The sequence below is a fragment of the Paraburkholderia flagellata genome (assembly GCF_021390645.1).
GTDB lineage: Bacteria > Pseudomonadota > Gammaproteobacteria > Burkholderiales > Burkholderiaceae > Paraburkholderia > Paraburkholderia flagellata.
Window position 1 is genome coordinate 1,014,186 of the sequence record NZ_JAJEJT010000002.1, and the last position, 26,384, is coordinate 1,040,569.

20 protein-coding genes are annotated in these 26,384 nt (G+C 63.7%); 16 read left to right on the forward strand and 4 right to left on the reverse strand.

The features are described 5' to 3' along the window. Window positions 1–19 precede the first annotated feature (19 nt). From betA to betI, 3 genes are read right to left on the reverse strand one after another with little or no spacing between them, the layout of a single operon-like run. The gene (gene betA / locus L0U83_RS18945; protein ID WP_233885452.1) at window positions 20–1,762 is read right to left on the reverse strand and encodes a choline dehydrogenase; all 1,743 of its coding nucleotides are present in this window, start codon (window positions 1,760–1,762) and stop codon (window positions 20–22) included. 11 nt (window positions 1,763–1,773) lie between these two features. Continuing rightward, window positions 1,774–3,243, reverse strand: a complete 1,470-nt coding sequence (betB, locus tag L0U83_RS18950; protein ID WP_233885454.1) for a betaine-aldehyde dehydrogenase — start codon at window positions 3,241–3,243, stop codon at window positions 1,774–1,776. A 19-nt stretch (window positions 3,244–3,262) separates the two neighbouring features. Continuing rightward, window positions 3,263–3,877, reverse strand: coding sequence for a transcriptional regulator BetI (gene betI / locus L0U83_RS18955; RefSeq protein WP_233885456.1), 615 nt, complete (start codon window positions 3,875–3,877; stop codon window positions 3,263–3,265). 347 nt (window positions 3,878–4,224) lie between these two features. On the opposite strand from betI, the gene L0U83_RS18960 reads away from it, so the two are divergent. The 8 genes from L0U83_RS18960 to fdhA all read left to right on the forward strand — a co-directional run bounded on the left by L0U83_RS18960 (window position 4,225) and on the right by fdhA (window position 14,074). Next, the gene (locus tag L0U83_RS18960; protein WP_233885458.1) at window positions 4,225–5,367 is read left to right on the forward strand and encodes a porin; all 1,143 of its coding nucleotides are present in this window, start codon (window positions 4,225–4,227) and stop codon (window positions 5,365–5,367) included. Window positions 5,368–5,571: 204 nt separating this feature from the next. Next, window positions 5,572–6,957, forward strand: coding sequence for an L-serine ammonia-lyase (locus tag L0U83_RS18965; RefSeq protein WP_233885459.1), 1,386 nt, complete (start codon window positions 5,572–5,574; stop codon window positions 6,955–6,957). Window positions 6,958–6,995: 38 nt separating this feature from the next. Then, on the forward strand, window positions 6,996–8,240 hold the full coding sequence (locus tag L0U83_RS18970; RefSeq protein WP_233885460.1) for a sarcosine oxidase subunit beta family protein: 1,245 nt from the start codon (window positions 6,996–6,998) through the stop codon (window positions 8,238–8,240). Between the two features lie 13 nt (window positions 8,241–8,253). Next, window positions 8,254–8,577, forward strand: a complete 324-nt coding sequence (locus L0U83_RS18975; RefSeq protein ID WP_233885461.1) for a sarcosine oxidase subunit delta — start codon at window positions 8,254–8,256, stop codon at window positions 8,575–8,577. Further along, a complete protein-coding gene (locus L0U83_RS18980; RefSeq protein ID WP_233885462.1) occupies window positions 8,574–11,582 on the forward strand; it encodes a sarcosine oxidase subunit alpha family protein in 3,009 nt (1,002 codons plus the stop codon). The genes L0U83_RS18975 and L0U83_RS18980 overlap by 4 nt, the downstream gene beginning before the upstream one ends. Further along, window positions 11,572–12,207 carry a sarcosine oxidase subunit gamma gene (locus L0U83_RS18985; protein WP_233885463.1) on the forward strand — a complete coding sequence of 212 codons (636 nt, stop codon included), beginning with the start codon at window positions 11,572–11,574 and terminating at the stop codon, window positions 12,205–12,207. The genes L0U83_RS18980 and L0U83_RS18985 overlap by 11 nt, the downstream gene beginning before the upstream one ends. Then, window positions 12,204–12,701, forward strand: a complete 498-nt coding sequence (locus L0U83_RS18990) for a dihydroneopterin aldolase (RefSeq protein ID WP_233885464.1) — start codon at window positions 12,204–12,206, stop codon at window positions 12,699–12,701. The genes L0U83_RS18985 and L0U83_RS18990 overlap by 4 nt, the downstream gene beginning before the upstream one ends. A gap of 176 nt (window positions 12,702–12,877) precedes the next feature. After that, window positions 12,878–14,074 carry a formaldehyde dehydrogenase, glutathione-independent gene (gene fdhA, locus L0U83_RS18995; RefSeq protein WP_233885466.1) on the forward strand — a complete coding sequence of 399 codons (1,197 nt, stop codon included), beginning with the start codon at window positions 12,878–12,880 and terminating at the stop codon, window positions 14,072–14,074. A gap of 568 nt (window positions 14,075–14,642) precedes the next feature. Here fdhA and L0U83_RS19000 read toward each other — a convergent pair. After that, a complete protein-coding gene (locus L0U83_RS19000; RefSeq protein WP_233885468.1) occupies window positions 14,643–15,992 on the reverse strand; it encodes a GlxA family transcriptional regulator in 1,350 nt (449 codons plus the stop codon). 115 nt (window positions 15,993–16,107) lie between these two features. Here L0U83_RS19000 and L0U83_RS19005 point away from each other — a divergent pair, with 115 nt between their 5' ends. The 8 genes from L0U83_RS19005 (at window position 16,108) to L0U83_RS19040 (ending at window position 26,372) form a co-directional block, all read left to right on the forward strand. Beyond that, window positions 16,108–17,391 carry a serine hydroxymethyltransferase gene (locus tag L0U83_RS19005; protein WP_233885470.1) on the forward strand — a complete coding sequence of 428 codons (1,284 nt, stop codon included), beginning with the start codon at window positions 16,108–16,110 and terminating at the stop codon, window positions 17,389–17,391. Between the two features lie 50 nt (window positions 17,392–17,441). Further along, on the forward strand, window positions 17,442–18,413 hold the full coding sequence (locus tag L0U83_RS19010; protein ID WP_233885471.1) for a dipeptidase: 972 nt from the start codon (window positions 17,442–17,444) through the stop codon (window positions 18,411–18,413). Window positions 18,414–18,506: 93 nt separating this feature from the next. Then, complete coding sequence (locus L0U83_RS19015) at window positions 18,507–19,040, forward strand: DUF5943 domain-containing protein (RefSeq protein WP_233885473.1); 534 nt, start codon at window positions 18,507–18,509, stop codon at window positions 19,038–19,040. A gap of 62 nt (window positions 19,041–19,102) precedes the next feature. Continuing rightward, on the forward strand, window positions 19,103–21,166 hold the full coding sequence (locus tag L0U83_RS19020; RefSeq protein WP_233885475.1) for an NADH:flavin oxidoreductase: 2,064 nt from the start codon (window positions 19,103–19,105) through the stop codon (window positions 21,164–21,166). A gap of 3 nt (window positions 21,167–21,169) precedes the next feature. Then, the gene (locus L0U83_RS19025) at window positions 21,170–23,098 is read left to right on the forward strand and encodes a (Fe-S)-binding protein (protein WP_233885477.1); all 1,929 of its coding nucleotides are present in this window, start codon (window positions 21,170–21,172) and stop codon (window positions 23,096–23,098) included. Between the two features lie 4 nt (window positions 23,099–23,102). Then, window positions 23,103–24,272, forward strand: coding sequence for an electron transfer flavoprotein subunit alpha/FixB family protein (locus tag L0U83_RS19030; protein ID WP_233885478.1), 1,170 nt, complete (start codon window positions 23,103–23,105; stop codon window positions 24,270–24,272). Continuing rightward, the gene (locus L0U83_RS19035) at window positions 24,269–25,081 is read left to right on the forward strand and encodes an electron transfer flavoprotein subunit beta/FixA family protein (protein ID WP_233885479.1); all 813 of its coding nucleotides are present in this window, start codon (window positions 24,269–24,271) and stop codon (window positions 25,079–25,081) included. Before L0U83_RS19030 ends, L0U83_RS19035 begins: the two co-directional genes overlap by 4 nt. A 49-nt stretch (window positions 25,082–25,130) precedes the next feature. Continuing rightward, window positions 25,131–26,372 (forward strand): aromatic ring-hydroxylating oxygenase subunit alpha, encoded by a 1,242-nt coding sequence (locus tag L0U83_RS19040; protein WP_233885480.1) that lies wholly within the window; start codon window positions 25,131–25,133, stop codon window positions 26,370–26,372. Window positions 26,373–26,384 lie beyond the last annotated feature (12 nt).

The following is a 26,384-nucleotide window of genomic DNA, read 5'->3' on the forward strand; positions in this document are numbered from 1 at the left end:
CGCGCACCGACTCTTGTCGTTAGATTTCCTGATGCGTCACGCTATGCGCACGTATTTTCTCCGTATGCGACGTGCCACTCGCGGCGGATAATCCCGCCCCGCGCGCCGGCTCCCCCTTTGCCACAAAATACGGCGCATTCGACCGCGCCAGCGCCTCACGCCCTCGAATCCGGTCCGCAATCTTTTCCGCGATCATGATTGTCGGCGCATTGAGGTTGCCGGTGGTAATGCGCGGCATGATCGACGCATCCACGACGCGAAGGCCGTCGACGCCATGCACGCGGCCTTCGCCGTCCACCACGGCCATATCGTCGTAACCCATCGCACATGAGCACGACGGATGATAGGCAGTTTCCGCGCGGTTGCGCACGAAAGCATCGATCTCGGCGTCCGACTTGAGCGCCGCACCGGGATTCAGTTCGCGTCCGCGAAACCGGTCGAGTGCAGGCTGCGCAATGATTTCGCGGGTGATGCGGATCGCGTCGCGGAATTCGCGCCAGTCGAGCGCTTCGGCCATATAGTTGAAGAGAATCGAAGGATGCTGGCGCGGATCGCGTGAGCGCAGCTTCACGCGCCCGCGGCTCGGAGATCGCATCGAACCTACGTGCGCCTGGAAGCCGTGCATTTTGATCGCATTGCTGCCGTTGTAATTGATCGCAACGGGCAGAAAGTGATACTGAAGGTTCGGCCACGGATCGTCGTCGCGCGTGCGGATGAAGCCGCCCGCTTCGAAATGATTGCTCGCGCCAATACCAGTGCCGCGCAGCATCCATTCGATCCCGATGGCGGGTTGATTGCGCATGAGAAGCGCAGGGTAGAGCGAGACCGGCTCCTTGCACTCGTACTGCATGTACATTTCCAGGTGATCCTGAAGATTTTGGCCCACGCCAGGCAGATCGAGCACAACGGGAATGTCGAGTTCGCGCAACCAGGCACCAGGTCCGACGCCAGAGCGCTGCAGAATCTGCGGCGAGGCGATCGCGCCCGCGCACAGCAGCACTTCGCGGCGTGCATAGCGGGTCACGCGCGCGGGCCCGTCGAGAAAGACAACACCGCACGCCCGCTTGCCACTGAACAGAATGCGGTCCGTCACTGCGTGCGTGACGATGTCGATGTTGGACCGATGCTTGGCCTGATCCAGATAGCCGCGCGCGGTGCTCGCGCGCCGGCCTTTGGCGGTCACGGTGCGATCCATCGGTCCGAAGCCTTCCTGGCGGTAGCCGTTGAGGTCGTCGGTGCGCGGATAGCCTGCCTGCACGCCGGCCTCGATCATCGCCTCGAAGAGCGGGTTCACGCCCGGCTTGCTCGTCGTCACGTGAACGGGACCTTCGCCGCCGTGATAATCGTTCGCGCCGATGTCGCGCGTTTCGGCCTTGCGGAAATAGGGCAGGCAGTCCAGATAGCTCCAGTTCTCGAGGCCTTCGTGCTCGGCCCAGCCATCGTAGTCGAGGGCATTCCCGCGGATATAGCACATGCCGTTGATGAGCGACGACCCGCCGAGCCCTTTACCGCGCCCGCATTCCATGCGCCGGTTGTTCATGTGCGGCTCGGGGTCGGTTTCGTAGGCCCAGTTGTAGCGTCGGCCCTGTAACGGATACGCGAGCGCCGCTGGCATCTGCGTGCGGAAATCGAAGCGATAGTCGGGGCCGCCTGCTTCGAGCAGCAGCACCGTTGCATCGCGATCTTCGGTGAGGCGCGCGGCGAGCACATTGCCCGCCGATCCTGCGCCGATGATGATGTAGTCGTACTCTTGCGCTGCCATTCAGGACTCCCTCAGAAAACGGGCTGATACGGTCCCAGTTCCACCTGGACGGATTTGATGCGCGTGTAGTGTTCGAGCGTCGTGATGCCATTTTCGCGGCCGACGCCCGACTGCTTGTAGCCGCCCACGGGCATTTCGGCGGGCGACTCACCCCACGTGTTGATCCAGCAGATACCGGCTTCGAGCCGATGAATCACTCGGTGCGCGCGCGATAGGCTTTCGGTCACGACACCGGCGGCGAGACCATAAAGCGATTCGTTGGCGCGCGCGATCACTTCGGCTTCGTTGGCGAAGGCGAGAATGCTCATCACCGGGCCGAAGATTTCTTCCTGCACGATGCGCATGTCGTCACGGCAACCGGAAAACACGGTGGGCTGCACGTATTGGCCGCGAGCGAAATCACCCTGCGTGAGGCGCGCGCCGCCCGCGATCAGCCGTGCGCCTTCGCGCTTGCCGCTCTCGATATAGCCGAGCACCTTGTCGAGTTGCGCGGCGCTCGCGAGCGGCCCGAAGTTCGTTGCCGGATCGGCGGGATGGCCCACGCGGATGCGCTGCACGCGTTCGAGCACACGTGCTTCAAACGCGGCTATCACGGATTGATGAACGAACACGCGCGTGGCGTTGGTGCACACCTGGCCGGCGCTGAAGAAGTTGGCGGTGACGGCGATATCGGCGGCGCGATCGAGGTCGGCGTCTTCGAAGACGATGAGCGGCGACTTGCCGCCCAGTTCCATCGTGACTTCCTTGAGCGTGGAGCCGCCTGCGGCCGCCATGACCTTCTTGCCCGTTTCGACGCCGCCCGTAAACGAAATCTTCTCGATGCCAGGGTGCACGCTCAGCATGGCACCCACGCGGCCGTCGCCATGAACCACGTTGAACACGCCGGGCGGCACGCCTGCCTCGATATAGATCTCCGACAGTTTCGAGGCCGAAAGCGGTGTGATCTCGCTCGGCTTGAAGATCATCGCGTTGCCGGCCGCAAGCGCGGGGGCCGATTTCCAGCAGGCGATCTGCAGCGGGTAGTTCCAGGCGCCAATGCCTGCCGTGACGCCCAGCGGCTCACGCCGCGTGTAGACGAACGAGGTCTCGCGCAGCGGAATTTGCTGGCCTTCCAGTGCGGGCGCGAGACCCGCGTAGTACTCGATCACGTCGGCGCCGGTGACGATGTCCACGCTGCGCGTTTCGGCGATGGGCTTGCCCGTGTCGCGGGTTTCGAGCGCCGCGAGTTCGTCGTTGCGCTCGCGCAGCAACTCGACCGCGCGCCGCAGCACGCGCGAGCGCTGCATCGCCGTCATGGCTGCCCAGACGCGTTGGCCGGCGCGCGCCGATTGCACCGCGCGGTCGATATCGGCGGCGCTCGCGTGCTGCACCGTGGCGAGCCTCGTGCAGGTGGCGGGATCGTAGGTGTCGAAGGTCTCGCCGCTGGTGGCGTCGGAGTAACTGCCGTCGATAAAGAGGCGTTGCAGGGGAAAGGGGGACATCGTGTGGCTCCGGGCCGGGTTATTTGGCCGACTTGCCTGAGCGCGGCTTGGCGCGCGCTTCGAGCAGCAGGTCGATGTAGTCGTTGGCCACGCGCAGCGCGGCCTTCGTGTCGAACGGTTCGCCCGTGAGCGCGCCGCGCAGCCAGAGGCCGTCGATCAGCGCGGCGAGTCCGCTCGCGGCGCGCCGGGCCGTGGCGCCTGGCAGCACCTTTTCGAACTCCGCGCAGAGGTTCGAATGGAGCCGCCGCGTGTTGACGCGCTGTAGCCGGCGCAGCGCGGGCTGATGCATGCTCTCGGCCCAGAACGCGAGCCACGTCTTCATGACGGGCGCGTTCACCTGCGAAACGTCGAAGTTGGCCGCAACGATGGCGCGCAAGCGTGCGCGCGGTTCGTCTTTCGCGGCGAGGCGCCGCCGCACCGTGGCTTCCCAAAGGTCGTGCAGCACGTGGCGCATGGTGGCTTCGAGCAGGCCGTCCTTGCCGCCGAAATAGTGACTGACGATGCCAGTGGAGATCTTCGCGTGCTGCGCGACAGTGGCGAGCGTCGTGCCCGAGAGACCCGACTGGTCGATCGATTGCAGGGTCGCGTCGATGAGTTGTGCGCGACGCACGTCGCGCATTCCGATCTTGGGCATGGTGATTCCGGGGTGATGCGGGAAGGTTTCCACTCTAGGGATTTTTTATTGAATGATCAATCAATAAAAACGTAGAAATGGCGGCATCGGCGGATTTTACAAAGTCTGCGTCGGATTACCGATGATCGCGTGTCTGGAACCCCGTGCGAGCCCCGCCCCATAACGGATTGCGCCTGTTTTGCGGGGTCTTTTCCGCGCTGGGCGTGTCGCGTTAGCGCCAGCGCGTGTCGTGTCTGCGCAAGTCGCGTGAGATTTGGACTTGTACGTTTTGATCCACCGCGCAAGGCGCCATGCGTGCCCGGCGCGTCCCGACAACCGGTATCGCCAGACCAGAGAGACCCGACACCATGAGAAAACTGAATGCGGTGGCACTGAGCGGCATTGCGATGGCATTAAGCGCTGTTTCGAACGCATGTCACGCCCAAAGCAGCGTCACCCTGTACGGGATCATCGACGCGGGCGTGACGTATGTGAGCAACGCGGGCGGCTCGCATCAAGTGAAATTCGACGACGGCATTGCGCAGGCGAACCGCTGGGGTCTCAAGGGCACCGAGGATCTCGGCGGCGGGTTGAAGGCCGTGTTTCAGCTGGAGAGCGGCTTTCACCTCGGCAATGGGCAGATCGCCAACGGCGGCTCGCTTTTCGGCCGTCTCGCTTATGTCGGACTCCAGAATGATTGGGGAACGCTCACGTTCGGCAATCAGGCCGACATGACGCAGGAGTTCGTGTACCTCTACAACGTCACGGCGTGGGCGAGCGGCTACGCGATCAACCAGGGCGACTTCGACCGCATGAACGGCGACCATCTGCCGAACGCCGTGAAGTTCATGTCGAACACGTTCGGCGGATTCCAGTTCGGCGGCATGTACTCGTTCAGCAACACACCCGGCGACTTTCACACCGGCAGCGCCTGGAGCGCGGGCGCGCAGTACCAGAACGGCCCGTTCGCGATGGGCGCCGCCTACACGCAGCTCAACAACCCATCTGGCATTTACGCGTTCGACCCGTACAACATGATCGGCGTGCGCACGTTCTTTGGCAGGCCGACCGTAAGCGTCGATCCGGCTACGGGTGCGGTCAGCTCACTCTATAGCGAGACGCCATTCCCCGTGGATAAGCAGGCGACGTTCGGCACGGGCGCGAGCTACGCCATCGGCGACGTCACGTTGATGGGCGCTTTCACGTACACGCAGATCAAGGCGTTCGGCGAGAGCGAGCACATGCAGGTGGGCGAAGGCGGCGCCAACTGGCAAGTCACGCCCGCGTTCAGCGTGGCGGGCGGCTACCAGTACACGCACTTCGACGGCCACCACTGGAACCAGCTTTCGGCGGGCCTGCATTACCTGCTTTCGAAGACCACGGACGTTTATCTCTCGGGCGACTGGCTGAAGGCTTCGCAGGGCGTGGACGCGGTGATCGGCTACAGCTTCACGCCGTCTTCCACCACGACGCAGGCCGACGTGCGGATCGGCTTGCGGCATTCGTTCTGACCGTGCAGGCGGGTGCTTTTCCGCCGCGAAACTTCGGGAAAACCCCCGGTAAGGCCGAGATGCGACGTCCGCCGGAGTCGCCAGAAACCCCCGGCTGGCGAGGCCGTCCAACGGCGATGGCGTTTTTGTTCTATCGGTTGCCATGGCCTCTTTGGTCTACTTGCACTCAAGCTCATCCATGCGCTCAGCGCGAAGGGAAGTCAGATGAACGTCAGCGTTTTCGACCTCTTCAAAATCGGGATCGGTCCGTCCAGCTCACACACGGTCGGCCCGATGGTCGCCGCGTGCCGCTTTGCGTCCCATGTCGAGGACGCCAATCTGCTCGCCTTTGTGCGCCGCGTCAAAGTCGAGCTGTACGGTTCGCTCGGCGCGACGGGCAAGGGCCACGGCACTGACAAGGCGGTGCTGCTCGGCCTCGAAGGCAATCTGCCCGACTCGGTCGATCCTGACCAGATCGAGCCGCGCCTTGCCGCCATTCGCCGCGAGAAGACGCTCGTGTTGCTCGGCAAGCAGTCCATCCGCTTCGACGAGAAGGAGTGCATTGGCTTCTTTCGCAAGACGATGGGCGGCGCGAGCACGCTGCACCCGAACGGCATGCGTTTTCAGGCCTTCGACGAAAACGGGCAGTTGCTCGTTGAAAAGGAGTACTACTCGGTGGGCGGTGGCTTCGTCGTGAACCGCGACGGCGACCGCGTCAACGGTGTGCGCAGTGGACGAGACGTGCCTTATCCGTTCCGCACGGGCGATGACCTGCTGCGCGTTTGCAACGAGAGCGGGCGTTCGATTGCCGAAGTCACGCTTGCCAACGAGTGCGCGGCACGTTCGCCGGAAGAGGTGCGCGAAGGGCTGCTCGTGATCTGGCGCGCGATGGCCGCTTGCGTGGAGCGCGGCTGCAAGATGCACGGCGAGCTGCCCGGCCCGATGCAGGTAAAGCGCCGCGCCGCCGATCTCTCGGTGCATCTGCGTTCGCGCTCGGAAGAGTCGCTGCGCGATCCGCTTTCCATGCTCGACTGGGTGAACCTCTATGCAATGGCCGTGAACGAGGAGAACGCTGCGGGTGGCCGCGTTGTCACGGCGCCCACGAACGGCGCGGCGGGCGTGATTCCCGCGGTGCTGCACTACTACGTGAAGTTCGTTGCGGGCGCAACCGAAGACGGCATCGCCAATTTTCTGCTCACGGCTGCTGCCATCGGCATCATCTACAAGGAAACGGCGTCGATTTCGGGTGCGGAAGTGGGCTGCCAGGGCGAAGTGGGCGTGGCGTGCTCGATGGCGGCCGCGGCGCTTGCGGCGGTGATGGGCGGCACGCCTCGCCAGGTGGAGAACGCCGCTGAAATCGGCATGGAGCACAACCTCGGCATGACCTGCGACCCCGTGGGCGGCCTCGTGCAGATTCCGTGCATCGAGCGCAACGCGATGGGCGCGATCAAGGCGATCAACGCCGCGCGCATGGCGCTCAAGGGCAACGGCGAGCATTACGTCACGCTCGACAACGTGATCAAGACGATGCGCGAAACGGGCGCAGACATGAAGACGAAATACAAGGAGACGTCGCGCGGTGGTCTCGCCGTGAACGTCATCGAGTGCTAACTGAAGCTAATGGTAACGCGCAACAAGGGGTCCGCGAGATGAGCCGCTATTCGATATTCAGTCTGTTCCGCAATGGGTTGTCGTATCACGAGAACTGGGAGCGGCAGTGGAGAAGCCCGGAGCCGAAAAAGGAGTACGACGTGGTGATCGTCGGCGGCGGCGGTCATGGTCTCGCAACGGCCTATTACCTCGCGAAAGAACACGGCGTGAAAAACGTCGCGATTCTGGAGAAGGGATGGATCGGCGGCGGCAATACGGCGCGCAATACGACCATTGTGCGCTCGAACTATCTGTGGGACGAGTCTGCGGCGCTCTATGAAAAGGCGATGAAGCTCTGGGAAGGGCTTTCGCAGGATCTCAACTACAACGTGATGTTCAGCCAGCGCGGCGTGATGAATCTCGCGCACACGCTGCAGGACGTGCGCGACACCGAGCGCCGCGTGAACGCGAACCGCCTGAACGGCGTGGACGCCGAATTCCTCACGCCCGAGCAGATCAAGGAAATCGAGCCGACCATCAACCTGAATAGCCGTTACCCTGTGTTGGGCGCCTCGATCCAGCGCCGCGCGGGCGTGGCGCGCCACGACGCCGTGGCGTGGGGCTTCGCGCGCGGCGCGGATCAGCACGGCGTGGACATCATTCAGAACTGCCAGGTGACAGGCATTCGCCGCAACGGCGCGCGTGTAACGGGCGTGGATACGTCGAAGGGTTTCATCAAGGCGAAGAAGGTCGCCGTGGTAGCGGCGGGCAACACCACGACGCTCGCGGACATGGCCGGCGTGCGTCTGCCGCTCGAAAGCCACCCGCTTCAGGCGCTGGTTTCGGAGCCGATCAAGCCGGTGGTCAACACCGTCATCATGTCGAATGCGGTGCACGCCTATATCAGCCAGTCCGACAAGGGCGATCTCGTGATCGGCGCGGGCGTGGACCAGTACACGGGCTTTGGCCAGCGCGGCAGCTTCCACATCATCGAAGGCACGCTGCAGGCCATCGTCGAAATGTTCCCGGTGTTCTCGCGTGTGCGCATGAACCGGCAGTGGGGCGGCATTGTCGATGTCTCGCCGGACGCCTGCCCAATCATCAGCAAGACCGATGTAAAGGGTCTCTATTTCAACTGCGGCTGGGGCACCGGCGGCTTCAAGGCGACGCCGGGCTCGGGCTGGGTGTTCGCGCACACCATTGCGAAGGACGAGCCGCATCCGCTGAATGCGCCGTTCTCGCTTGACCGCTTCTATACCGGCCATCTGATCGACGAACACGGCGCAGCCGCTGTCGCGCACTAAAGGAGACCACAACATGTTGCTGATCGAATGCCCGTGGTGCGGTCCCCGCGCCGAGATCGAGTTCACGTGCGGCGGCGAAGCCGACATCGCGCGACCGCTCGACACCGACAATCTCACCGACAAGGAATGGGGCGACTACCTCTTCATGCGTCACAACCCGCGCGGCGTGCACAAGGAGCAGTGGCTGCACGCGCAGGGCTGCCGCCGCTGGTTCAAGGCGACGCGCGACACCGTCACCTATGAGATCCAGAGTTACGAGACCTTCGGCGCGGCCAACGGGGTAAATGCGGTGGCAAATGAAGCGCAAGGCAACAAGCAAGGGAGCACGCAGCGATGAGCCAGAAGAACCGCTTGGGCGCCGGTGGGCGCGTCAACCGCGCGATTCCGCTGAATTTCACATTCAACGGCCGCACGTATCAAGGCTTCCAGGGCGACACGCTCGCCTCCGCGCTGCTCGCTAACGACGTGCATTTCGTCGCGCGCAGCTTCAAGTACCATCGCCCGCGCGGCATCATGACGGCAGACGTGGCCGAGCCCAACGCCATCGTGCAGCTGGAGCGCGCCGCGCATACGGTGCCCAATGCACGCGCGACCGAAGTCGAGCTTTACCAGGGGCTCATTGCGACGAGCGTGAACGCCGAGCCTAGCCTCGAAAACGACCGCATGGCGATCAACCAGAAGTTCTCGCGCTTTTTGCCGGCGGGCTTCTACTACAAGACCTTCATGTGGCCGCGCAAATGGTGGCCGAAATACGAGGAAAAGATTCGCGATGCGGCGGGCCTCGGTAAGGCGCCCGAAGTGCGCGACGCCGACCGCTACGACAAATGCTTCGCGTATTGCGACGTGCTCGTGGTTGGCGGCGGCCCCGCCGGCCTCGCGGCTGCGCATACGGCGGGCGCGAGCGGCGCACGCGTGATTCTCGTCGACGATCAGCGTGAACTGGGCGGCAGCCTGCTCTCGTGCAAGGCCGATATCGACGGACGCCCCGCAGTTCACTGGGTCGAGAAGATCGAAGCCGAACTCAAGCAAATGCCCGACGTGAAGATACTTTCGCGCAGCACGGCTTTCGGCTATCAGGACCACAATCTCGTGACCGTCACGCAGCGTTTGACGGAGCATCTGCCGGTTTCCACGCGTCAGGGTACGCGCGAACTGCTGTGGAAGATCCGCGCGAAGCGCGTGATTCTCGCGACGGGTGCGCACGAGCGTCCCATCGTGTTCGGCAACAACGATCTGCCGGGCATCATGCTGGCCTCGGCGGTATCGACGTATATCCATCGCTACGGTGTGCTGCCGGGCCGCAATGCTGTCGTGTTCACGAACAACGACGCGGGCTATCGCTGCGCGCTCGACCTCAAGGCATGCGGGGCGACCGTCACCGTCGTCGATTCGCGCACGCAGGGCAACGGCGCATTGCAGGCCGTCGCGCGCCGCCAGGGTGTGAAGGTGATGTACAACGCTGCCATCCACTGCGCGCATGGCAAGCAGCGCGTCAGTTCGGTCGATGTGGTCGGCTACACGAACGGCCAGACCGGCGCACAGCAGGGCACGCTCGCGTGCGATCTCGTTGCGGTGTCGGGTGGCTTCAGCCCCGTGCTGCACCTCTTCGCGCAGTCGGGCGGCAAGGCGCTCTGGAGCGACGCGAAGGCGTGCTTCATGCCGGGCAAGCGCGTGCAGGAGGAAGTGAGCGTTGGCGCGGCGGTGGGCGAATTCGGCCTTGCGCGCGCGCTCACGCAGGGTGTGGACGGCGGCATCGACGCGGTGAAGTCGCTTGGCCTCCCGTACAAGCGGCCCGCCGTGCCGAAGGCCGCCGAGGTAGCGGAAACCCCGCTGCAGGCGCTGTGGCTCGTTGGCAGTAACAAGGACGCGGCGCGCGGGCCGAAGCAGTTCGTCGACTTCCAGAACGACGTTTCGGCAGCGGACATTCTGCTCGCCGCACGCGAAGGCTTCGAGTCGGTCGAGCATGTGAAGCGCTATACGGCCATGGGTTTCGGCACTGACCAGGGCAAGCTCGGCAATATCAACGGCATGGCGATTCTCGCCAGCGCGCTCGGCAAGACGATTCCCGAAACGGGCACGACGACGTTCCGCCCGAATTACACGCCCGTCACGTTCGGCACGTTCGCGGGGCGCGAACTCGGCGACTTGCTCGACCCGATCCGCAAGACCTGCATTCACGAATGGCACGTGCAGCATGGCGCTAAGTTCGAAGACGTGGGCAACTGGAAGCGCCCGTGGTACTACCCGAAGAGCGGCGAGAATCTGCACGCAGCCGTGAAGCGCGAGTGTCTTGCGGTGCGCAACAGCGTTGGCATTCTCGATGCCTCTACGCTTGGCAAGATCGATATTCAAGGGCCCGACGCTGCGAAGTTGCTGAACTGGGTCTACACGAATCCATGGCTCAAGCTCGAAGTGGGCAAGTGCCGCTACGGCCTGATGCTCGACGAAAACGGCATGGTGTTCGACGACGGCGTGACGGTGCGCCTCGGTCAGCAGCACTACATGATGACCACCACGACGGGCGGCGCCGCGCGCGTGCTCACGTGGCTCGAACGCTGGCTGCAGACCGAATGGCCCGATATGAAGGTGCGTCTTGCTTCCGTCACCGACCATTGGGCGACGTTCGCCGTGGTCGGCCCGAAGAGCCGCAAGGTGCTGCAGAAGGTGTGCAAGGACATCGACTTCGACAACGCCGCATTCCCGTTCATGTCGTACCGCAACGGCACGGTCGCGGGTGTGAAGTCGCGCGTCATGCGCATCAGCTTCTCGGGCGAGTTGGCGTATGAGGTGAACGTGCCGGCCAATGCAGGCCGCGCCGTGTGGGAAGCGTTGATGGATGCGGGCGCAGAATTCGACATCACGCCTTACGGCACGGAAACGATGCACGTATTGCGTGCGGAGAAGGGCTATATCATCGTGGGCCAGGATACGGACGGGTCGGTTACGCCATTCGACCTCGGCATGGGCGGTCTCGTCTCGCAGACGAAGGACTTCCTCGGCCGCCGCTCGCTCAAGCGTTCGGACACCGCGAAGGAAAACCGCAAGCAGTTCGTCGGACTGCTAACGGACGACGCGCAATACGTGTTGCCCGAAGGCGGCCAGATCATCGCGCCCGACGCGCAAGCGCGGCCCGATGGCACGACGCCGATGATCGGCCACGTCACGTCGAGCTATTACAGCCCGATTCTGCAGCGTTCCATCGCACTAGCGGTCGTGAAGGGCGGCTTGAACAAGATGGGCGAGCACGTGGTGATTCCCATGGCCGATGGCCGGCGCGTAAAAGCGCAGATCGCGAGCCCGATTTTCTACGACACGGAAGGAGTGCGTCAGCATGTTGAATGAAACGAAAGACCCCCTGCCGGTCGCGGAGCGCGTTGTCGGTGTGCGCCTCGAGTCGCCGCTCGTCGGCGCGGCGGATCTGATCAAGGCGCAGGAGGGGCGCGCCTCGAAGGCGTTCGCCATGCGCGAGCTGCCGTTCCGTGACCTCGTGAACGTGCGCGGCGAATTGAGCGATCCGGCGTTCGTCGCGGCATTCGCGAGCGTAGTTGGATGCGCGCCGCCCGCGGCGCCGAACACCGTCGCGCGCAGCGACCACTACGACGTGCTCTGGCTCGGGCCCGATGAATGGCTCGTGCGCTCGCTCGCACCCGTTCAAACAGGCATGCTCGAAGCGAAGCTCACCGCCGTGCTCGGCGACGCTTATGCGGCGGCGGTGGACATCGGCAGCGGCAACACCGTGGTCGAGATCGAAGGCACACGAGCGCGGGACGTGCTCTCGCGCGGTTGTCCGCTCGATCTGCATCCGCGCCTGTTCAAGCCGGGGCAATGCGCGCAGAGCGTGTATTTCAAGGCATCGATCGTGCTGATTCCCACTGGCGACGACCGCTTCGAAAGCGTCGTGCGCCGCAGTTTCGCCGATTATTTCTGCCGCATCATGGTCGACGCCGCGGCGTCGGTCGCGCCATGAAGATCGTCGATGCGGCGTTCGAACCGGCGCTCGGCGCGCTGGGTGCAATCGGTGCGCTCAGTCCGCACGACGAGCCACGCGGACGTGGCTGGAGTGTGTTCGTCGAAGCGTTGAGCGTGCCGGCGCGCATCGGCATTTATCCGCACGAGCACGGCGCGCCGCAGCCGCTCGTGATCGACACGCAGCTCGGCTATCGCTGCATGCCGCGAGAAAAGAGCGCAGCGGGTGAAGCGGGCGACTGGATCGACTACGACGGCTATTGCACACGCCTCGCCGACTATCTCGGGCGCAAGCCGCACACGCGGCTGCTCGAAACGCTGGTGGCGGACATCGCGGCGTTTTCGTTTCGCGAATGGCCCGCGCTGGAAACGCTCAGGCTCGCGGTGCACAAGCCGAAGATCCGGCCGGGCACGCGGCGTGTGGGCGTGGCGCTCGACTGGACACGCGCCGACTATCGCCAATGGATTCGCGCTGAGGGGGGCGGGCAACCGTAGCGGGCGGCACGCGTAGCCCGATGTCGGCGCCATGCAAAGGCGCGTCGTTTTTTGCACATCGTCGTATGCGGCGGGCAGGCTACGCTCGAAGCATCGTTACCTCACGCGAGAGGCTGCGCGGGGCAACGCCAACTAGTGAGCAGCGTTGCGAGCTGCATCGAACAGGAGACAGCGAGATGAGCGGTAATCGAGGCGTCGTGTATCAAGGGCCGGGCAAGGTCGAAGTGCAGAACATCGCGTATCCGAAGATGGTCGATCCGAGCGGTCGCTCGATCGGCCATGGCGTCATTCTCAAGGTCGTCAGCACGAACATCTGCGGTTCGGACCAGCATATGGTGCGCGGGCGCACGACGGCACCCGTCGGTCTCGTGCTGGGCCACGAAATCACTGGCGAAGTGGTGGAAGTGGGCAACGACGTCGAAACGCTGAAGATCGGCGATCTCGTTTCGGTGCCGTTCAATGTGGCCTGCGGGCGCTGCGCGATGTGCCGCGAGCAGCACACGGGCGTTTGCCTGAACGTGAATCCCTCGCGCGCGGGCGGCGCTTATGGTTACGTCGACATGGGCGGCTGGATCGGCGGCCAGGCTGAATATGTGCTCGTGCCGTACGCGGATTTCAACCTGCTGAAGTTTCCGGACCGCGATCAGGCCATGTCGAAGATCCGCGATCTCACGTGCCTCTCCGATATTCTGCCCACGGGCTATCACGGCGCGGTGACGGCGGGCGTGAAGCCGGGCTCGACCGTTTATATCGCGGGCGCGGGGCCGGTCGGGATGGCGGCGGCGGCTTCGGCGCGCCTGCTCGGCGCGGCCTGCACGATTGTTGGCGATATCAACGCGGAGCGTCTCGCGCATGCGAATGCGATGGGCTTCGAAGTCGTCGATCTATCGAAAGACGCGACGCTCGGTGAGCAGATCGAACAGATTCTTGGCAAGCCGGAAATCGATTGCGCTGTGGATTGCGTGGGATTCGAAGCGCATGGGCATGGCGCTTCTGGTCACTCGGAGGAAGCGCCGGCCACCGTGCTCAATTCGCTGATGGAAATTACGCGGCCCGCGGGCATGATCGGCATTCCGGGCCTTTACGTGACCGACGATCCGGGCGCGCGTGACGTGGCCGCGCAGCATGGCAGCCTGAGCATTCGCTTCGGGCTTGGCTGGGCCAAGTCGCATACGTTTCATACCGGGCAAACGCCCGTGCTCAAGTACAACCGCAATCTTATGCAGGCGATTTTGTTTGATCGGTTGCCTATTGCCAAAATCGTTAATGTGTCGGTGATTTCTCTCGATGAGGCGCCTGAGGGCTATAAGAAGTTTGATGGGGGCGCGCCGCGTAAGTTTGTGATTGACCCGCATGGGTTGCTTGCGGCTTAGTCTTTTGTCGCGGTTCCTTGCCGCTTTGGCATTTCCTTGTGTTCGTGTCGGTATGCGAGCGTTGCCCCTGTGCGGGGCGGCACCTACTTTTCTTTGCAGCGGCAAAGAAAAGTAGGCAAAAGAAAGCCGCTCAAACCGCCAGCGCCTGCCACAGTTCACCTTTGGCCGTTCCTGCCGGTGGCTCCGGAGCGTCTGCCACCACGCGCCGCCAACCGGAGTGACAAGGCGCTCATCCTTCCGGCGGCGCTACGCGCGCCGAAGGGCATAACTAAAAACCGTTGGGGCGCGCGAGTTTTCGCCCACCTCATTCATACCTTTGGTTTCCCTTGCAGACCCGGCCGCTGCGCGCGTAGCGAGCAGCGGGATGAATGAGCCCTTTGTCACTAGCTTGTGTGGTGCGAGGTGACAGACGCTCCGGAGCCACTGGCAGTGGTGGCGAGAAGTGAACTGTGGCAGGCATTAGCGGTTTGAGCGGCTTTCTTTTGCCTACTTTTCTTTGCCGCTGCAAAGAAAAGTAGGTGCCGCCCCGCACAGGGGCAACACTCGCATACCGACACGAAAACAAGTTTCAAACATGCACAGTTGCAGGCGCAAGAGCAGCAGCAGGCGCATCCACCCCCGATAGCGGCGCAATCCGCTTCCGCCTCTCACCGGTAGGCGCACTACCAAACGCATCACGATAGCTCTTGCTGAAGTGACAAGCCGACTGAAACCCGCAAGCCATCGTAATCTGCATAATCGACATATCGGTCTGCAGCAGCAGTTCGCGAGCACGACGCAGGCGCAGCGTCAGATAGTAATGTGTCGGCGTCATGCCGAGATGCTCATGAAAGAGCCGCTGCAATTGCCGCTGCGACATATTCGCAAGACGCGCCAGTTCTTCGCGGGAAAGCGGCTCCTCGATATTATTCTCCATGAGCGAGATGACTTCGAAGAGCGACTTGTTCGCTGAGCCGAGCCGCGCAACGAGCGGCATGCGCTGCTGGGCAGAGGTATCGCGCACATGCTCGACCACGAACTGCTCGGCGATCTGCGTCACGCGTGCGGTGCCCACGCGCGCCGTGATGAGGTGCAGCATCATGTCGAGCGGCGCGACGCCGCCGGTGCAGGTCACGCGGTCGCGGTCGATGACGAAGAGCTCCTTGAGAAAACGCGTGGACGGGAACTCTTCCTTCAGCGCCGACATGTTCTCCCAGTGAATCGCGCAGGCATACCCGGCCAGCAGGCCGGACTTCGCGAGCGCATAGGTCCCCGTGCAAAGACTGCCCAGCGCGACGCCCATGCGCGCAAAGCGGCGCAAGGCAGCGAGATGAGCGGGCGTGGTGGCGCGCTGCACGTCGATGCCGCCGCAGACGAACACGATATCGGGTTGCCCCACGCATTCAGCCGGGCCGGTGTCGATGGAAAGCCCGTTGCTCGACGTGACCGGACCGCCCTCCGGGCTGATGATCGACCACCTGTAAAGCGGCTGGCCGCTCAGGTAGTTAGCCATACGAAGGACTTCGATGGCGTTCGTGAACGCGATCATCGTGAAGTCGGGCAGCGGCATGAACGCGAAGTGCGCTAACGACGCTGTGCGATCCGGCAGCATGGGGGACGATTCCTTGTGATTGGTAGCCTGATGCCCAATGGAGGCCCGGTGAGGCCGGGGGGCGGCTACGCTACCGCAATTTTCGAATTTGCTGGGTCCAGTGTGCCATGCGGCAAAACCCTGAGTCATCTGGACAATAAAGCCGAAGGCGGGAAAAAGGACGAGGGTGCGGGATTGGTGCACTGCGATGCACGATAAATAATTCGGATTGGGAAACATGGGGCACAGCGCACGGTAAACGGGCGCAGCCAGGGGCCACTTGTGAAAAATGGACGCGGATGGCGGAAAAGGAAAAGAACGCGTCTGAATTTCGACGTTGAGCGCCAATTCGAACGACAAGAATAGAACCGTCGGTCCCCAGCCGGTTAGACCACCGTAAAGCCAGCCGCGACGGGGCCTCTAGCATTGCAGCAAGTCCTTCATTCATCGTCACGGAAGCCCTATGTCGAACACTCAACCTTTCTTTTCGCAAACGCTGGCGCAGCGCGATCCCGCGGTTCGCGGCAGCATCCTGAAAGAACTCGAGCGGCAGCAGTCGCAGGTCGAAATGATCGCGTCGGAAAACATCGTGTCGCGCGCCGTGCTCGAGGCGCAAGCCTCGGTGTTGACCAACAAGTACGCAGAGGGCTATCCGGGCAAGCGTTACTACGGCGGTTGCGAATTCGCCGACGAGGTCGAAGCGCTCGCCATCAACCGCATCAAGCAGCTTTTCAACGCCGGTTTCGCGAACGTGCAGCCGCACTCGGGCGCGCAGGCCAATGGCTCGGTCATGCTCGCGCTTGCCAAGCCGGGCGATACGGTGCTCGGCATGTCGCTCGACGCGGGCGGCCACCTCACGCACGGCGCAAAGCCGGCGCTTTCGGGCAAGTGGTTCAACGCCGTCCAGTACGGCGTGAATCGCGAAAGCATGCTGATTGACTACGACCAGGTCGAAGAACTCGCGCAGCAGCACAAGCCGGGCCTCATCATCGCGGGCTTTTCCGCCTATCCGCGCGCGCTCGACTTCGCGCGCTTTCGCGCCATCGCCGACTCGGTCGGCGCGAAGCTCATGGTGGACATGGCGCATATCGCAGGCATCATCGCGGCGGGGCGGCACCAGAACCCGGTCGAGCACGCACACGTCGTCACTTCGACCACGCACAAGACGTTGCGCGGCCCGCGCGGCGGCTTCGTGCTGACCAACGACGAGGAGATCGCGAAGAAGATCAATTCGGCCGTGTTCCCCGGCCTGCAGGGCGGCCCGCTCATGCACGTGATCGCCGGCAAGGCCGTGGCATTCGGCGAAGCGCTCGACGCGAGCTTCAAGACCTATATCGACAGCGTGCTCGCCAATGCGAAGGCGCTGGGCGACGTGCTGAAGGCGGGCGGTGTGGACCTCGTGACGGGCGGCACGGACAACCATCTACTGCTCGTTGATCTGCGGCCCAAGGGCCTCAAGGGCAATCAGGTCGAGCAGGCGCTGGAACGCGCCGGCATCACCTGCAACAAGAACGGCATTCCGTTCGACGCCGAAAAGCCCACGGTCACCTCCGGCATTCGCCTCGGCACGCCGGCGGGCACCACGCGCGGCTTTGGCGTGGGCGAGTTCCGCGAGATCGGCCGCCTGATTCTCGAAGTGTTCGACGCGCTGCGCTCGCACCCCGAAGGCGACGCCGCCACCGAGCAGCGCGTGCGCCGCGAGATCTTCGCGCTGTGCGAGCGGTTCCCGATCTATACGCAAGCCTGATTCTTCACACCACCGACTTTCAATTTCATTCGCGAGTTCCGGAGCGGCTAATGAGCACTCTGCACGACAACAGCATCATCATCGACGGCCTGAACATTTCGAAGTTCGAACGCTCGGTGTTCGAAGACATGCGCAAGGGCGGCGTCACTGCCGTCAACTGCACGGTTTCCGTGTGGGAAGACTTCCAGAAGACCGTGGACAACATCGCGAAAATGAAGCAGCAGATTCGCGAGTACAGCGAGATCCTCACGCTCGTACGTACGACCGACGACATTCTGCGCGCGAAGAACGAGAACAAGACGGGCATTATCTTCGGCTTCCAGAACTCCTATGCCTTCGAGGACAACCTCGGCTATATCGAGGTGTTCAAGGAACTCGGCGTGAATGTCGTGCAGCTTTGCTACAACACGCAGAACCTCGTGGGCACGGGCTGCTACGAGCCGGACGGCGGGCTCTCCGGCTATGGGCGCGAAGTGATTCAGGAAATGAACCGCGTGGGCATCCTGGTCGATCTTTCGCATGTGGGCGGAAAGACTTCGTCGGATGCGATTGCCTGCTCGAAGAAGCCGGTGACGTACTCGCACTGCTGTCCGTCGGGTCTCAAGGAGCATCCGCGCAACAAGACCGATGAGCAATTGAAGGAAATCGCCGATGCGAACGGTTTCGTGGGCGTGACCATGTTCGCGCCGTTCCTCAAGAAAGGCCCGGATTCGACCGTCGAGGATTATCTCGAAGCGATCGAATACGTGGTCGATCTGATCGGCGAAGACCGCGTAGGCATCGGCACGGATTTCACGCAGGGCTATAGCACCGAGTTCTTCGACTGGATCACGCACGACAAGGGCCGTTATCGCCGCCTCACGAATTTCGGCAAGGTGGTGAACCCGGAAGGCATCCGCACGATCGGCGAATTCCCGAATCTCACCGCCGCCATGCAAAAAGCTGGCTGGAGCGAGACGCGCATCAAGAAGGTGATGGGCGAAAACTGGATGCGCGTGTTCGGCGAAGTCTGGGGCGGTTGACCGCCAGGCCTGACCGGGTAACACGGAAAGGCCATCGATACCATTTAGAAACCCTAAATAAATTCGCTCACTGAGTTACTGGAGCCCCACGAAATGCAACCGCAACTGCCGATCGATGTCGATCCCGCCACCGGCGTCTGGACCACGGACGCGCTGCCGATGCTGTACGTGCCGCGTCACTTCTTCACCAACAATCACACCGCCGTGGAAGAGGCGCTGGGCGGTGACGTGTACGCCGGAATTCTCTACAAGGCCGGCTACAAGTCGGCGTACCACTGGTGCGCGAAAGAAGCTGAAAAGCATGGCATTGCCGGCATGGCCGTGTTCGAACATTACCTGAAGCGCCTTTCGCAGCGCGGCTGGGGCCTCTTCACGTTACGCGAAGCCGACCCGGCGACGGCCCGCGCGAAGATCGAATTGCGCCATTCGTCGTTCGTGCTCGCGCAGCCGGGTAAGGAAGGCAAGCTCTGCTACATGTTCGCGGGCTGGTTCGCGGGCGCGATGGACTGGGTGAACGACACCACGGAAGGCGGCAAGAACGCCCCGCGCGCGCGATCGACGGAAGTGCAGTGCGCCGCCGAAGGCCACGCGCACTGCGTATTCGAAGTCTCGCCGATTGCCGCCTGAACGGCCGCGCGCCCCGTAACACAGGACATACCGAAAGACACGAACACCAGAGGTCGTCTGCGATGCGCTACCCCAATTTGTTCAAACCCTTGACGCTCAATCAGCTCACGCTGCGCAACCGCATCGTCAGCACGGCCCACGCCGAGGTCTACGCGGAGCCGGGCGGCTTGCCGGGCGACCGCTATATCCGCTATTACGAGGAGAAGGCCAAGGGTGGTGTGGGTCTCGCCGTTTGCGGCGGGTCGAGCCCGGTGTCGATCGACAGTCCCCAGGGCTGGTGGAAATCGGTGAATCTCGCGACGGACAAGATCATCGATCCGCTTGCGCGTCTCGCGGAAGCCATGCACCGCCACGGCGCGAAGATCATGATCCAGGCCACGCATATGGGCCGCCGTTCCGCCTTTCACGGCGAACACTGGCCGCATTTAATGTCGCCTTCGGGCGTGCGCGAGCCCGTGCACCGCGGTAATGCGAAGATCATCGAGGTGGAGGAAATCCGCCGCATCATCGGCGATTTTGCGGCGGCCGCGAAGCGCGTGAAAGACGCGGGCATGGACGGCATCGAAATCTCCGCCGCGCACCAGCATCTGATCGATCAATTCTGGAGCCCGCGCACGAACTTTCGCACCGACGAATGGGGCGGCTCGCTCGAAAACCGGCTGCGTTTTGGCGTGGAAGTGCTCAAGGCAGTGCGTGAGGCGGTGGGCAAGGACTTTTGCGTCGGCCTGCGCATGTGCGGCGACGAATTCCATGAAGACGGCCTCGATCACGAGCAGTTGAAGGAAATCGCGCAGGCGATGTCGGAAACGGGCCTCATTGACTATCTCGGCGTCATTGGCTCCGGCGCGGACACGCACAACACGCTCGCGAACTGCATGCCGCCCATGGCGCTGCCGCCTGAGCCGTTCGTGCATCTCGCGGCTGGCATCAAGTCGGTGGTCAAGCTGCCCGTGATGCACGCGCAGAGCATTCGCGACGCGGGCCAGGCCGAGCGTTTGCTCGCGAGCGGCATGGTCGATCTCGTGGGCATGACGCGCGCGCAGATCGCCGACCCGCATATGGTCATCAAGATTCGCGACGGCCGCGAAGACGAAATCAAGCAGTGCGTGGGCGCGAACTATTGCATCGACCGCCAGTACAACGGGCTCGATGTGCTGTGCGTGCAGAACGCCGCAACGTCGCGCGAAGCGACCATGCCGCATGTCATCGAAAAGTCGCGCGGCCCGAAGCGCAAGGTCGTGGTGGTCGGCGCGGGCCCGGCGGGTCTGGAGGCGGCACGCGTGGCCAGGCTGCGCGGCCACGACGTGGTGTTGTTCGAAAAGAACGACGTCGTGGGCGGCCAGATTCTGCTCGCAGCGAAAGCGCCACAGCGCGAACAGATGGCGGGCATCGTGCGCTGGTTCGACATGGAGACGAAGCGCCTGGGCGTGGATCGCCGCCTTGGCGTGAGCGCCGACGAGAAAACGATCCTCGCGGAAAAGCCCGACATCATCGTGCTCGCAACGGGCGGTTCGAGCTTCACGCAGCAGGTTCCGGCCTGGGGCGTAGAAGAAGGGCTTGCCGTGAGCGCTTGGGACATTCTGAGCGGCAAGGTCGAGCCGAAGCAGAACGTGCTCGTCTACGACGGTGTGAGCACGCATGCGGGCGCGGGCGTTGCCGACTTCATTTCGAGCCGTGGCTCGAAGGTCGAAATCGTCACGCCCGACGTCAAGGTCGCCGACGACGTGGGCGGCACCACGTTCCCGATCTTCTACCGCCGCCTCTATGCGCAGGGCGTGATTCACACGCCGAATTACTGGCTCGACCGCGTGTACGAAGAAGACGGCAAGAAGATCGCCGTGCTGCGCAACGAGTACACGGAGGAACAGGAAGAGCGCGCCGTCGATCAGGTGGTGATCGAAAACGGCAGCACGCCGAACGACGCCTTGTACTGGACGCTCAAGCCCGAATCGGTCAATCGCGGTCAGGTGGACGTGCACAAGCTCTTCGCGGCCGAGGCGCAGCCATGCCTTTCCGAAGACCTCGGCAATGGCCGCTTCCTGCTCTTCCGCGTGGGCGACTGCATCTCCTTGCACAACATTCACGGCGCGATTTACGACGCGCTGCGGCTTGCCAAGGACTTCTGAACCATGAATCCGACCTGGCTCATTACCGCGCTGTTGTGGATGTCGATGGCGGGGCTCGCGTTCGCGGTCGCGAAGCGCGCCGCTTTCTGGCGGGTAGGGCGCGCCGCCTCGCCCGGCTCCGTGGGCGTCGGCAAGCTGTTCAGCATCCCGAAGCGTTATTTCGTCGATTTGCACCACGTGGTGGCGCGCGACCCGTATATCGCGAAGACGCACGTCGCGACGGCGGGCGGCGCGATCGCGGCGCTTGCGCTCGTGTTCGTCAACTATGGGTTGGCGATCTATTCGCCGTGGCTCGACAAGCTGATCTTTCTCGCGGCGCTCGCCATGCTGATCGGAGCGGTGTTCGTGTGGCGCCGCCGTCATGCGAAAGATGTCCCCGCGCGTCTCTCGCGCGGACCGTGGAATGCGCTGCCGTGGCTGCTCGGTTCGTTCGCGCTGGGCGTGGCGCTCTTTACGGTGGTGCCCGCGGCGGCCATGTCGGGCGGTTTTGCGGTGCTTTGCGCCGTGCTGATCGGTATTGGCGCGTGTGCGATGACATTTGGCGCAGCGAAGGGCGGCCCGATGAAGCACGCGATCGCAGGCCTGCTGCATCTGGCGTTCCATCCACGCCAGGAGCGTTTTTCGGCAACGCGCGAGGGTTGGACCGGCAACGGCACGGCCACGCCGCCCACGGCGCTGAAGCTCCCCGACATCGAAGAGAAGCGGGAATATGGCGTGGCGAAACCCGTTGAGTTTCGCTGGAATCAGTTGCTGAGTTTCGACGCCTGCGTGCAGTGCGGCAAATGCGAGGCCGCTTGCCCCGCATTCGCCTCGGGCCAGCCGCTCAACCCCAAGAAGCTGATTCAGGATCTCGTGGTCGGCATGGCGGGCGGCACCGACGCGGCTTATGCGGGCAGCCCCACGCCCGGCATCGAGGTTGGCCAGCATAGCGGCGCGCCGAACGGTCCGATCGTTTCCGGCCTGATCGAAGCGCAAACGCTGTGGTCGTGCACCACCTGCCGCGCCTGCGTGCAGGAGTGCCCCATGCTGATCGAACATGTCGACGCCATCGTCGACATGCGCCGCAACCAGACGCTCGTGCATGGCGAAGTGCCGGGCAAAGGTCCCGAAGTGCTGGCGAATCTGCGCGAAACGGGCACGGCCGGCGGCTATGACAAGACGGCGCGCTACGACTGGGCGGTCGATCTCAACGCGCCCGTCGCGCAGCCGGGCAAGCGCGTGGACGTGCTCGTGGTGGCGGGCGAGGGCGCGTTCGACATGCGCTATCAGCGCACGCTGCGCGCGCTCGTGAAGGTGCTCAACAAGGCGGGCGTGAATTACGCGGTGCTTGGCGCGCGGGAAACCGACACGGGCGACGTGGCGCGCCGCCTCGGCGACGAGGCAACGTTCCAGCGCATGGCGAAGCAGATGATGGCGACGCTCGCCACGCTGGACTTCGCGCGCATCGTGACCGCCGATCCGCACGTCATGCACAGTCTGCGCAACGAGTACCGCGCGCTTGGCGGGCGTTATGAGGTGCTGCATCACACGACCTTTCTCGCGGAACTCGCCGCAACGGGACGCATCGCGCCGAAGGCCGTGCAGGCGCTCGCCGAGAAGCGCACCACGTATCACGATCCGTGCTATCTGGGCCGCTACAACGGCGAAACCGAAGCACCGCGCAAGCTGCTCAAGACCATCGGCATCAAGGTCGTAGAGATGGAGCGCAGCGGCATGCGCGCACGCTGCTGCGGCGGTGGCGGCGGCGCGCCGCTCACCGATATCCCCGGCAAGCAGCGTATTCCCGACATCCGCATCGCCGACGCGCGCGCCGTCAACGCCGACGTCGTCGCCGTGGCTTGCCCGCAATGCACGGCCATGCTCGAAGGCGTGGTGGGTCCGCGCCCGGACGTGCTCGACGTGGCCGAGCTCGTAGCCGCCTCGCTGGAGTGAATCGATGAATACCCTCAAACGAATCGATCCGCGCCGCCCCTTCGTCGTCACGGCGGCGGGCCTCAGGCGCATCACGTTGGGCGAGACCGGCAGCGCGGATGCAAGCGCCGCGCAATGGCTGACGCAACACGGGCATGCCGGCGCTGCGAAGCCTCGCCGTATGGTTAGCAACCCGAATCAGTGTTTTCTCGTAGCCGCTCACGCCGAACGCGGTGCGCTCGACGACCACGCGTGCCAGGCCATTGCCGCCGCCGCACTGCTCGCCGATGCGCAAACCGAAGTGGCGCTGCTCGTATTCGGCGAACTGAAAGACGACGCTGGGGCGCTCGGTGTGGACAAGCTGATCGAGCTGCCCGGTTTCGAGCGCCGCGGGTTCACGCCGGAAAGCGAGTTGCGCGCGCTGCAGGCCTGCGCGGCGGCGCTCGCCCCGAAGCACGTGTTTCTGCCCGACAACGCTCATGGTGACGGCGACCTCGGCCGCCGCTATGCGGCCGCCGCTGGCGCGAGCGTGGCGACGCATGTAGTCGAAATCGATGCGAAGCATGTAGGCGTGTACGAGCAGGCGAAGCGCGCGTGGGCCGCGCGTTCGCTGCCCGACGTGATCCTGCTTGCTGCGAACGCCGTCGATGCCAAGCTGCCATTCGTCGGCGCGGGCGAACGCCTTGCGGGCGATTTCATCCGGCCTGCTAACGATCTCGCGTCGCCATACAAGGATCTTGGCCTCGAATCCATCGACGCTGCCCAGGTCGCGCTCGAAGAAGCCGATTTCATCGTCTCGGCGGGCAACGGCGTGACCGATATTGCGGCGTTCGGCCGGCTCGCGGGCGCATTCGGCGCGGCAATTGGCGCGAGCCGCGTGGCCGTGGACAACGGTCATTTCACGCGCGACAAGCAGGTGGGCGCAACCGGCAAGACGGTCGAGGCGAGCGTGTATATCGCGTTCGGCATTTCGGGGGCCGTGCAGCACTTGCAGGGCATCAAGGACTGCCGCCATGTGATCGCCGTGAATCTCGACGGCAGCGCGCCGATCGCTAAGCGCGCCAATCTGACCGTAGTCGGCGACGCGCAAGGCACCATCGCCGCGCTGATCGAACAGGTGCAAGCCGCACGCGCAACGCGGGGCGGGGCGAGCGCCGTACACGACGAAACGCATACCGCAGGAGTCGCCGCATGAACGCGCGCCATGATCCTCAACGTGGAATCGAGCGCATCGCGGTGCTCGTTTCCGTCGGACGCCACCCGGTAAGCGGCGCACCGCGCTATAGCCGCAACGACGCGCTCGCGCTCGACCTTGCGCGCACGCTCGCGGAACGGCATCACGCTCGTCTCGACGTGCTGCATGCGGGCGACGCCGCCGACCCCGCGCTCGCCGAATACCTTGCGCTCGGCGCGCACGAAGTGGAGGTGCTCGCCTGCACGCCGACCGGCGACGCGGCCCGCCTGCTCGCCGAACGCGTGCGCGGTTACGACCTCATATTGACCGGCACGCGCGCCGAAGGGGCGCACGACAGCGGCATGCTTCCGTACCGCGTGGCGGCTGCGCTTGGCGTGCCGATGGTGGGAAGCGCCGTGGACATCGACGTCGATGTCGCCACGCGCGCCGCCGTCGTGCGGCAGTTCCTGCCCAAAGGGCTGCGCCGGCGCGTGCAGACGGCGCTGCCCGCCGTCATCGCCGTGCATCCGCTCGCGAACGCCCAGCCTCGTTACGCCTATGCGCGTCTGCGTGCGGGCGCGGTGCGGCCCGAGCGCGCAACGGGGGCGAACGTAACCGATTCCACCGAAGCCGCCGCATGGACCGTTGGCGCCATCGAGCGCAAACCCGTGCGGCTAGCCGCGGCGGAGAAGCGCTCGGGCCACGCACGCATGCTTTCGGCGACCACGACCGAAAGCCGGGGCGGCAACGTCGTAATTGAAGGGAGTTCGGTCGAAAAAGCACAAGTGATCCTCGCGTATTTGCGGGAGCATCAACTCATCGACTACTGATTTTGCTGGCGTGTCGGCAACGAACTAGGATGAAAAATCCGGAGCACACATGAAAGTAACGGCAGAGATTCGCGCGCTGATCGAGCGCCGTCAGGAAGGGTACAGCCTGGAGGCGCCTTTCTACCTGAGCGAGGAGATTTTCGCGCTCGATATGGAGACGATTTTCCGGCAACACTGGATCGAGGTCGCCACGGAAGCGGAAATTCCCGAGCCGGGGGACTACGTGACCGTCGATCTGGCGGGCGACTCGATCCTGATCGTGCGCGACGACGACATGCAGGTGCGCGCGTTCCACAACGTCTGCCGCCATCGCGGTGCGCGCCTGTGCAATGAAGAAAAGGGATCGGTGGGCAATATCGTCTGCCCGTATCACAGCTGGACATACAACCTCACCGGCGCGCTGATGTTCGCCGAGCACATGGGCGAGCAGTTCGACCGCTGCAAGCACAGCCTCAAGAACGTGCACGTGGAAAATCTCGCGGGCCTGATCTTCGTGTGTCTCGCCGACGAACCGCCCGCCGACTTCGCGGACATGCGCGCCGAGATGGAGCCGTATTTGCTGCCGCACGATCTGGCGGGCTGCAAGGTCGCCGCGCAGGTCGACATCATCGAGAAGGGAAACTGGAAGCTCGTGATGGAAAACAATCGCGAGTGCTATCACTGCGTCGCGAACCATCCCGAGCTGACCATTTCCCTTTACGAATATGGCTTCGGCTATGCACGCACGGAAGCCAACGCGGAAGGCATGGATGCGTTCGAGCGCACCTGCAACGAGCGCGCGCAGCAGTGGGAAGCGATGGACCTGCCATCGGTCGAAATCGAAAAGCTGCTGGACGTAACGGGTTTTCGCACGCAGCGCCTGCCGCTCGACCGCTGCGGCGAGTCGCAAACGCTGGACGCGAAGGTCGCCTCGAAGAAGCTGCTCGGCGAATTCCGCACGGCCGATCTGGGCGGTCTCTCGTTCTGGACGCAGCCGAATTCATGGCATCACTTCATGAGCGATCACATCGTGTCCTTCTCGGTCATTCCGCTTTCCGCGGGCGAGACGCTCGTGCGCACGCGCTGGCTCGTTCACAAGGACGCGCGCGAAGGGATCGACTACGACGTGGAGAATCTCACCGCCGTGTGGAACGCGACCAACAACCAGGATCGCACGCTCGTGGAGTATTCGCAGCGCGGCGCGGCGAGCAGCGCGTATGAGCCGGGCCCTTATTCGCCGTACACGGAAGGGCTCGTCGAAAAGTTCTCGGCCTGGTATATCGGCCGCCTCGCCAGGCAGATTGGCGCATAACGCACGCGCTTA

What these genes read in the sequence shown, in the direction of transcription:
- betA (WP_233885452.1), bottom strand. Translation starts at nt 1,762, where the DNA reads ATGGCAGCGCAAGAGTACGACTACATCATCATCGGCGCAGGATCGGCG.
- betB (WP_233885454.1), bottom strand. Translation starts at nt 3,243, where the DNA reads ATGTCCCCCTTTCCCCTGCAACGCCTCTTTATCGACGGCAGTTACTCC.
- betI (WP_233885456.1), bottom strand. Translation starts at nt 3,877, where the DNA reads ATGCCCAAGATCGGAATGCGCGACGTGCGTCGCGCACAACTCATCGAC.
- L0U83_RS18960 (WP_233885458.1), top strand. Translation starts at nt 4,225, where the DNA reads ATGAGAAAACTGAATGCGGTGGCACTGAGCGGCATTGCGATGGCATTA.
- L0U83_RS18965 (WP_233885459.1), top strand. Translation starts at nt 5,572, where the DNA reads ATGAACGTCAGCGTTTTCGACCTCTTCAAAATCGGGATCGGTCCGTCC.
- L0U83_RS18970 (WP_233885460.1), top strand. Translation starts at nt 6,996, where the DNA reads ATGAGCCGCTATTCGATATTCAGTCTGTTCCGCAATGGGTTGTCGTAT.
- L0U83_RS18975 (WP_233885461.1), top strand. Translation starts at nt 8,254, where the DNA reads ATGTTGCTGATCGAATGCCCGTGGTGCGGTCCCCGCGCCGAGATCGAG.
- L0U83_RS18980 (WP_233885462.1), top strand. Translation starts at nt 8,574, where the DNA reads ATGAGCCAGAAGAACCGCTTGGGCGCCGGTGGGCGCGTCAACCGCGCG.
- L0U83_RS18985 (WP_233885463.1), top strand. Translation starts at nt 11,572, where the DNA reads ATGTTGAATGAAACGAAAGACCCCCTGCCGGTCGCGGAGCGCGTTGTC.
- L0U83_RS18990 (WP_233885464.1), top strand. Translation starts at nt 12,204, where the DNA reads ATGAAGATCGTCGATGCGGCGTTCGAACCGGCGCTCGGCGCGCTGGGT.
- fdhA (WP_233885466.1), top strand. Translation starts at nt 12,878, where the DNA reads ATGAGCGGTAATCGAGGCGTCGTGTATCAAGGGCCGGGCAAGGTCGAA.
- L0U83_RS19005 (WP_233885470.1), top strand. Translation starts at nt 16,108, where the DNA reads ATGTCGAACACTCAACCTTTCTTTTCGCAAACGCTGGCGCAGCGCGAT.
- L0U83_RS19010 (WP_233885471.1), top strand. Translation starts at nt 17,442, where the DNA reads ATGAGCACTCTGCACGACAACAGCATCATCATCGACGGCCTGAACATT.
- L0U83_RS19015 (WP_233885473.1), top strand. Translation starts at nt 18,507, where the DNA reads ATGCAACCGCAACTGCCGATCGATGTCGATCCCGCCACCGGCGTCTGG.
- L0U83_RS19020 (WP_233885475.1), top strand. Translation starts at nt 19,103, where the DNA reads ATGCGCTACCCCAATTTGTTCAAACCCTTGACGCTCAATCAGCTCACG.
- L0U83_RS19025 (WP_233885477.1), top strand. Translation starts at nt 21,170, where the DNA reads ATGAATCCGACCTGGCTCATTACCGCGCTGTTGTGGATGTCGATGGCG.
- L0U83_RS19030 (WP_233885478.1), top strand. Translation starts at nt 23,103, where the DNA reads ATGAATACCCTCAAACGAATCGATCCGCGCCGCCCCTTCGTCGTCACG.
- L0U83_RS19035 (WP_233885479.1), top strand. Translation starts at nt 24,269, where the DNA reads ATGAACGCGCGCCATGATCCTCAACGTGGAATCGAGCGCATCGCGGTG.
- L0U83_RS19040 (WP_233885480.1), top strand. Translation starts at nt 25,131, where the DNA reads ATGAAAGTAACGGCAGAGATTCGCGCGCTGATCGAGCGCCGTCAGGAA.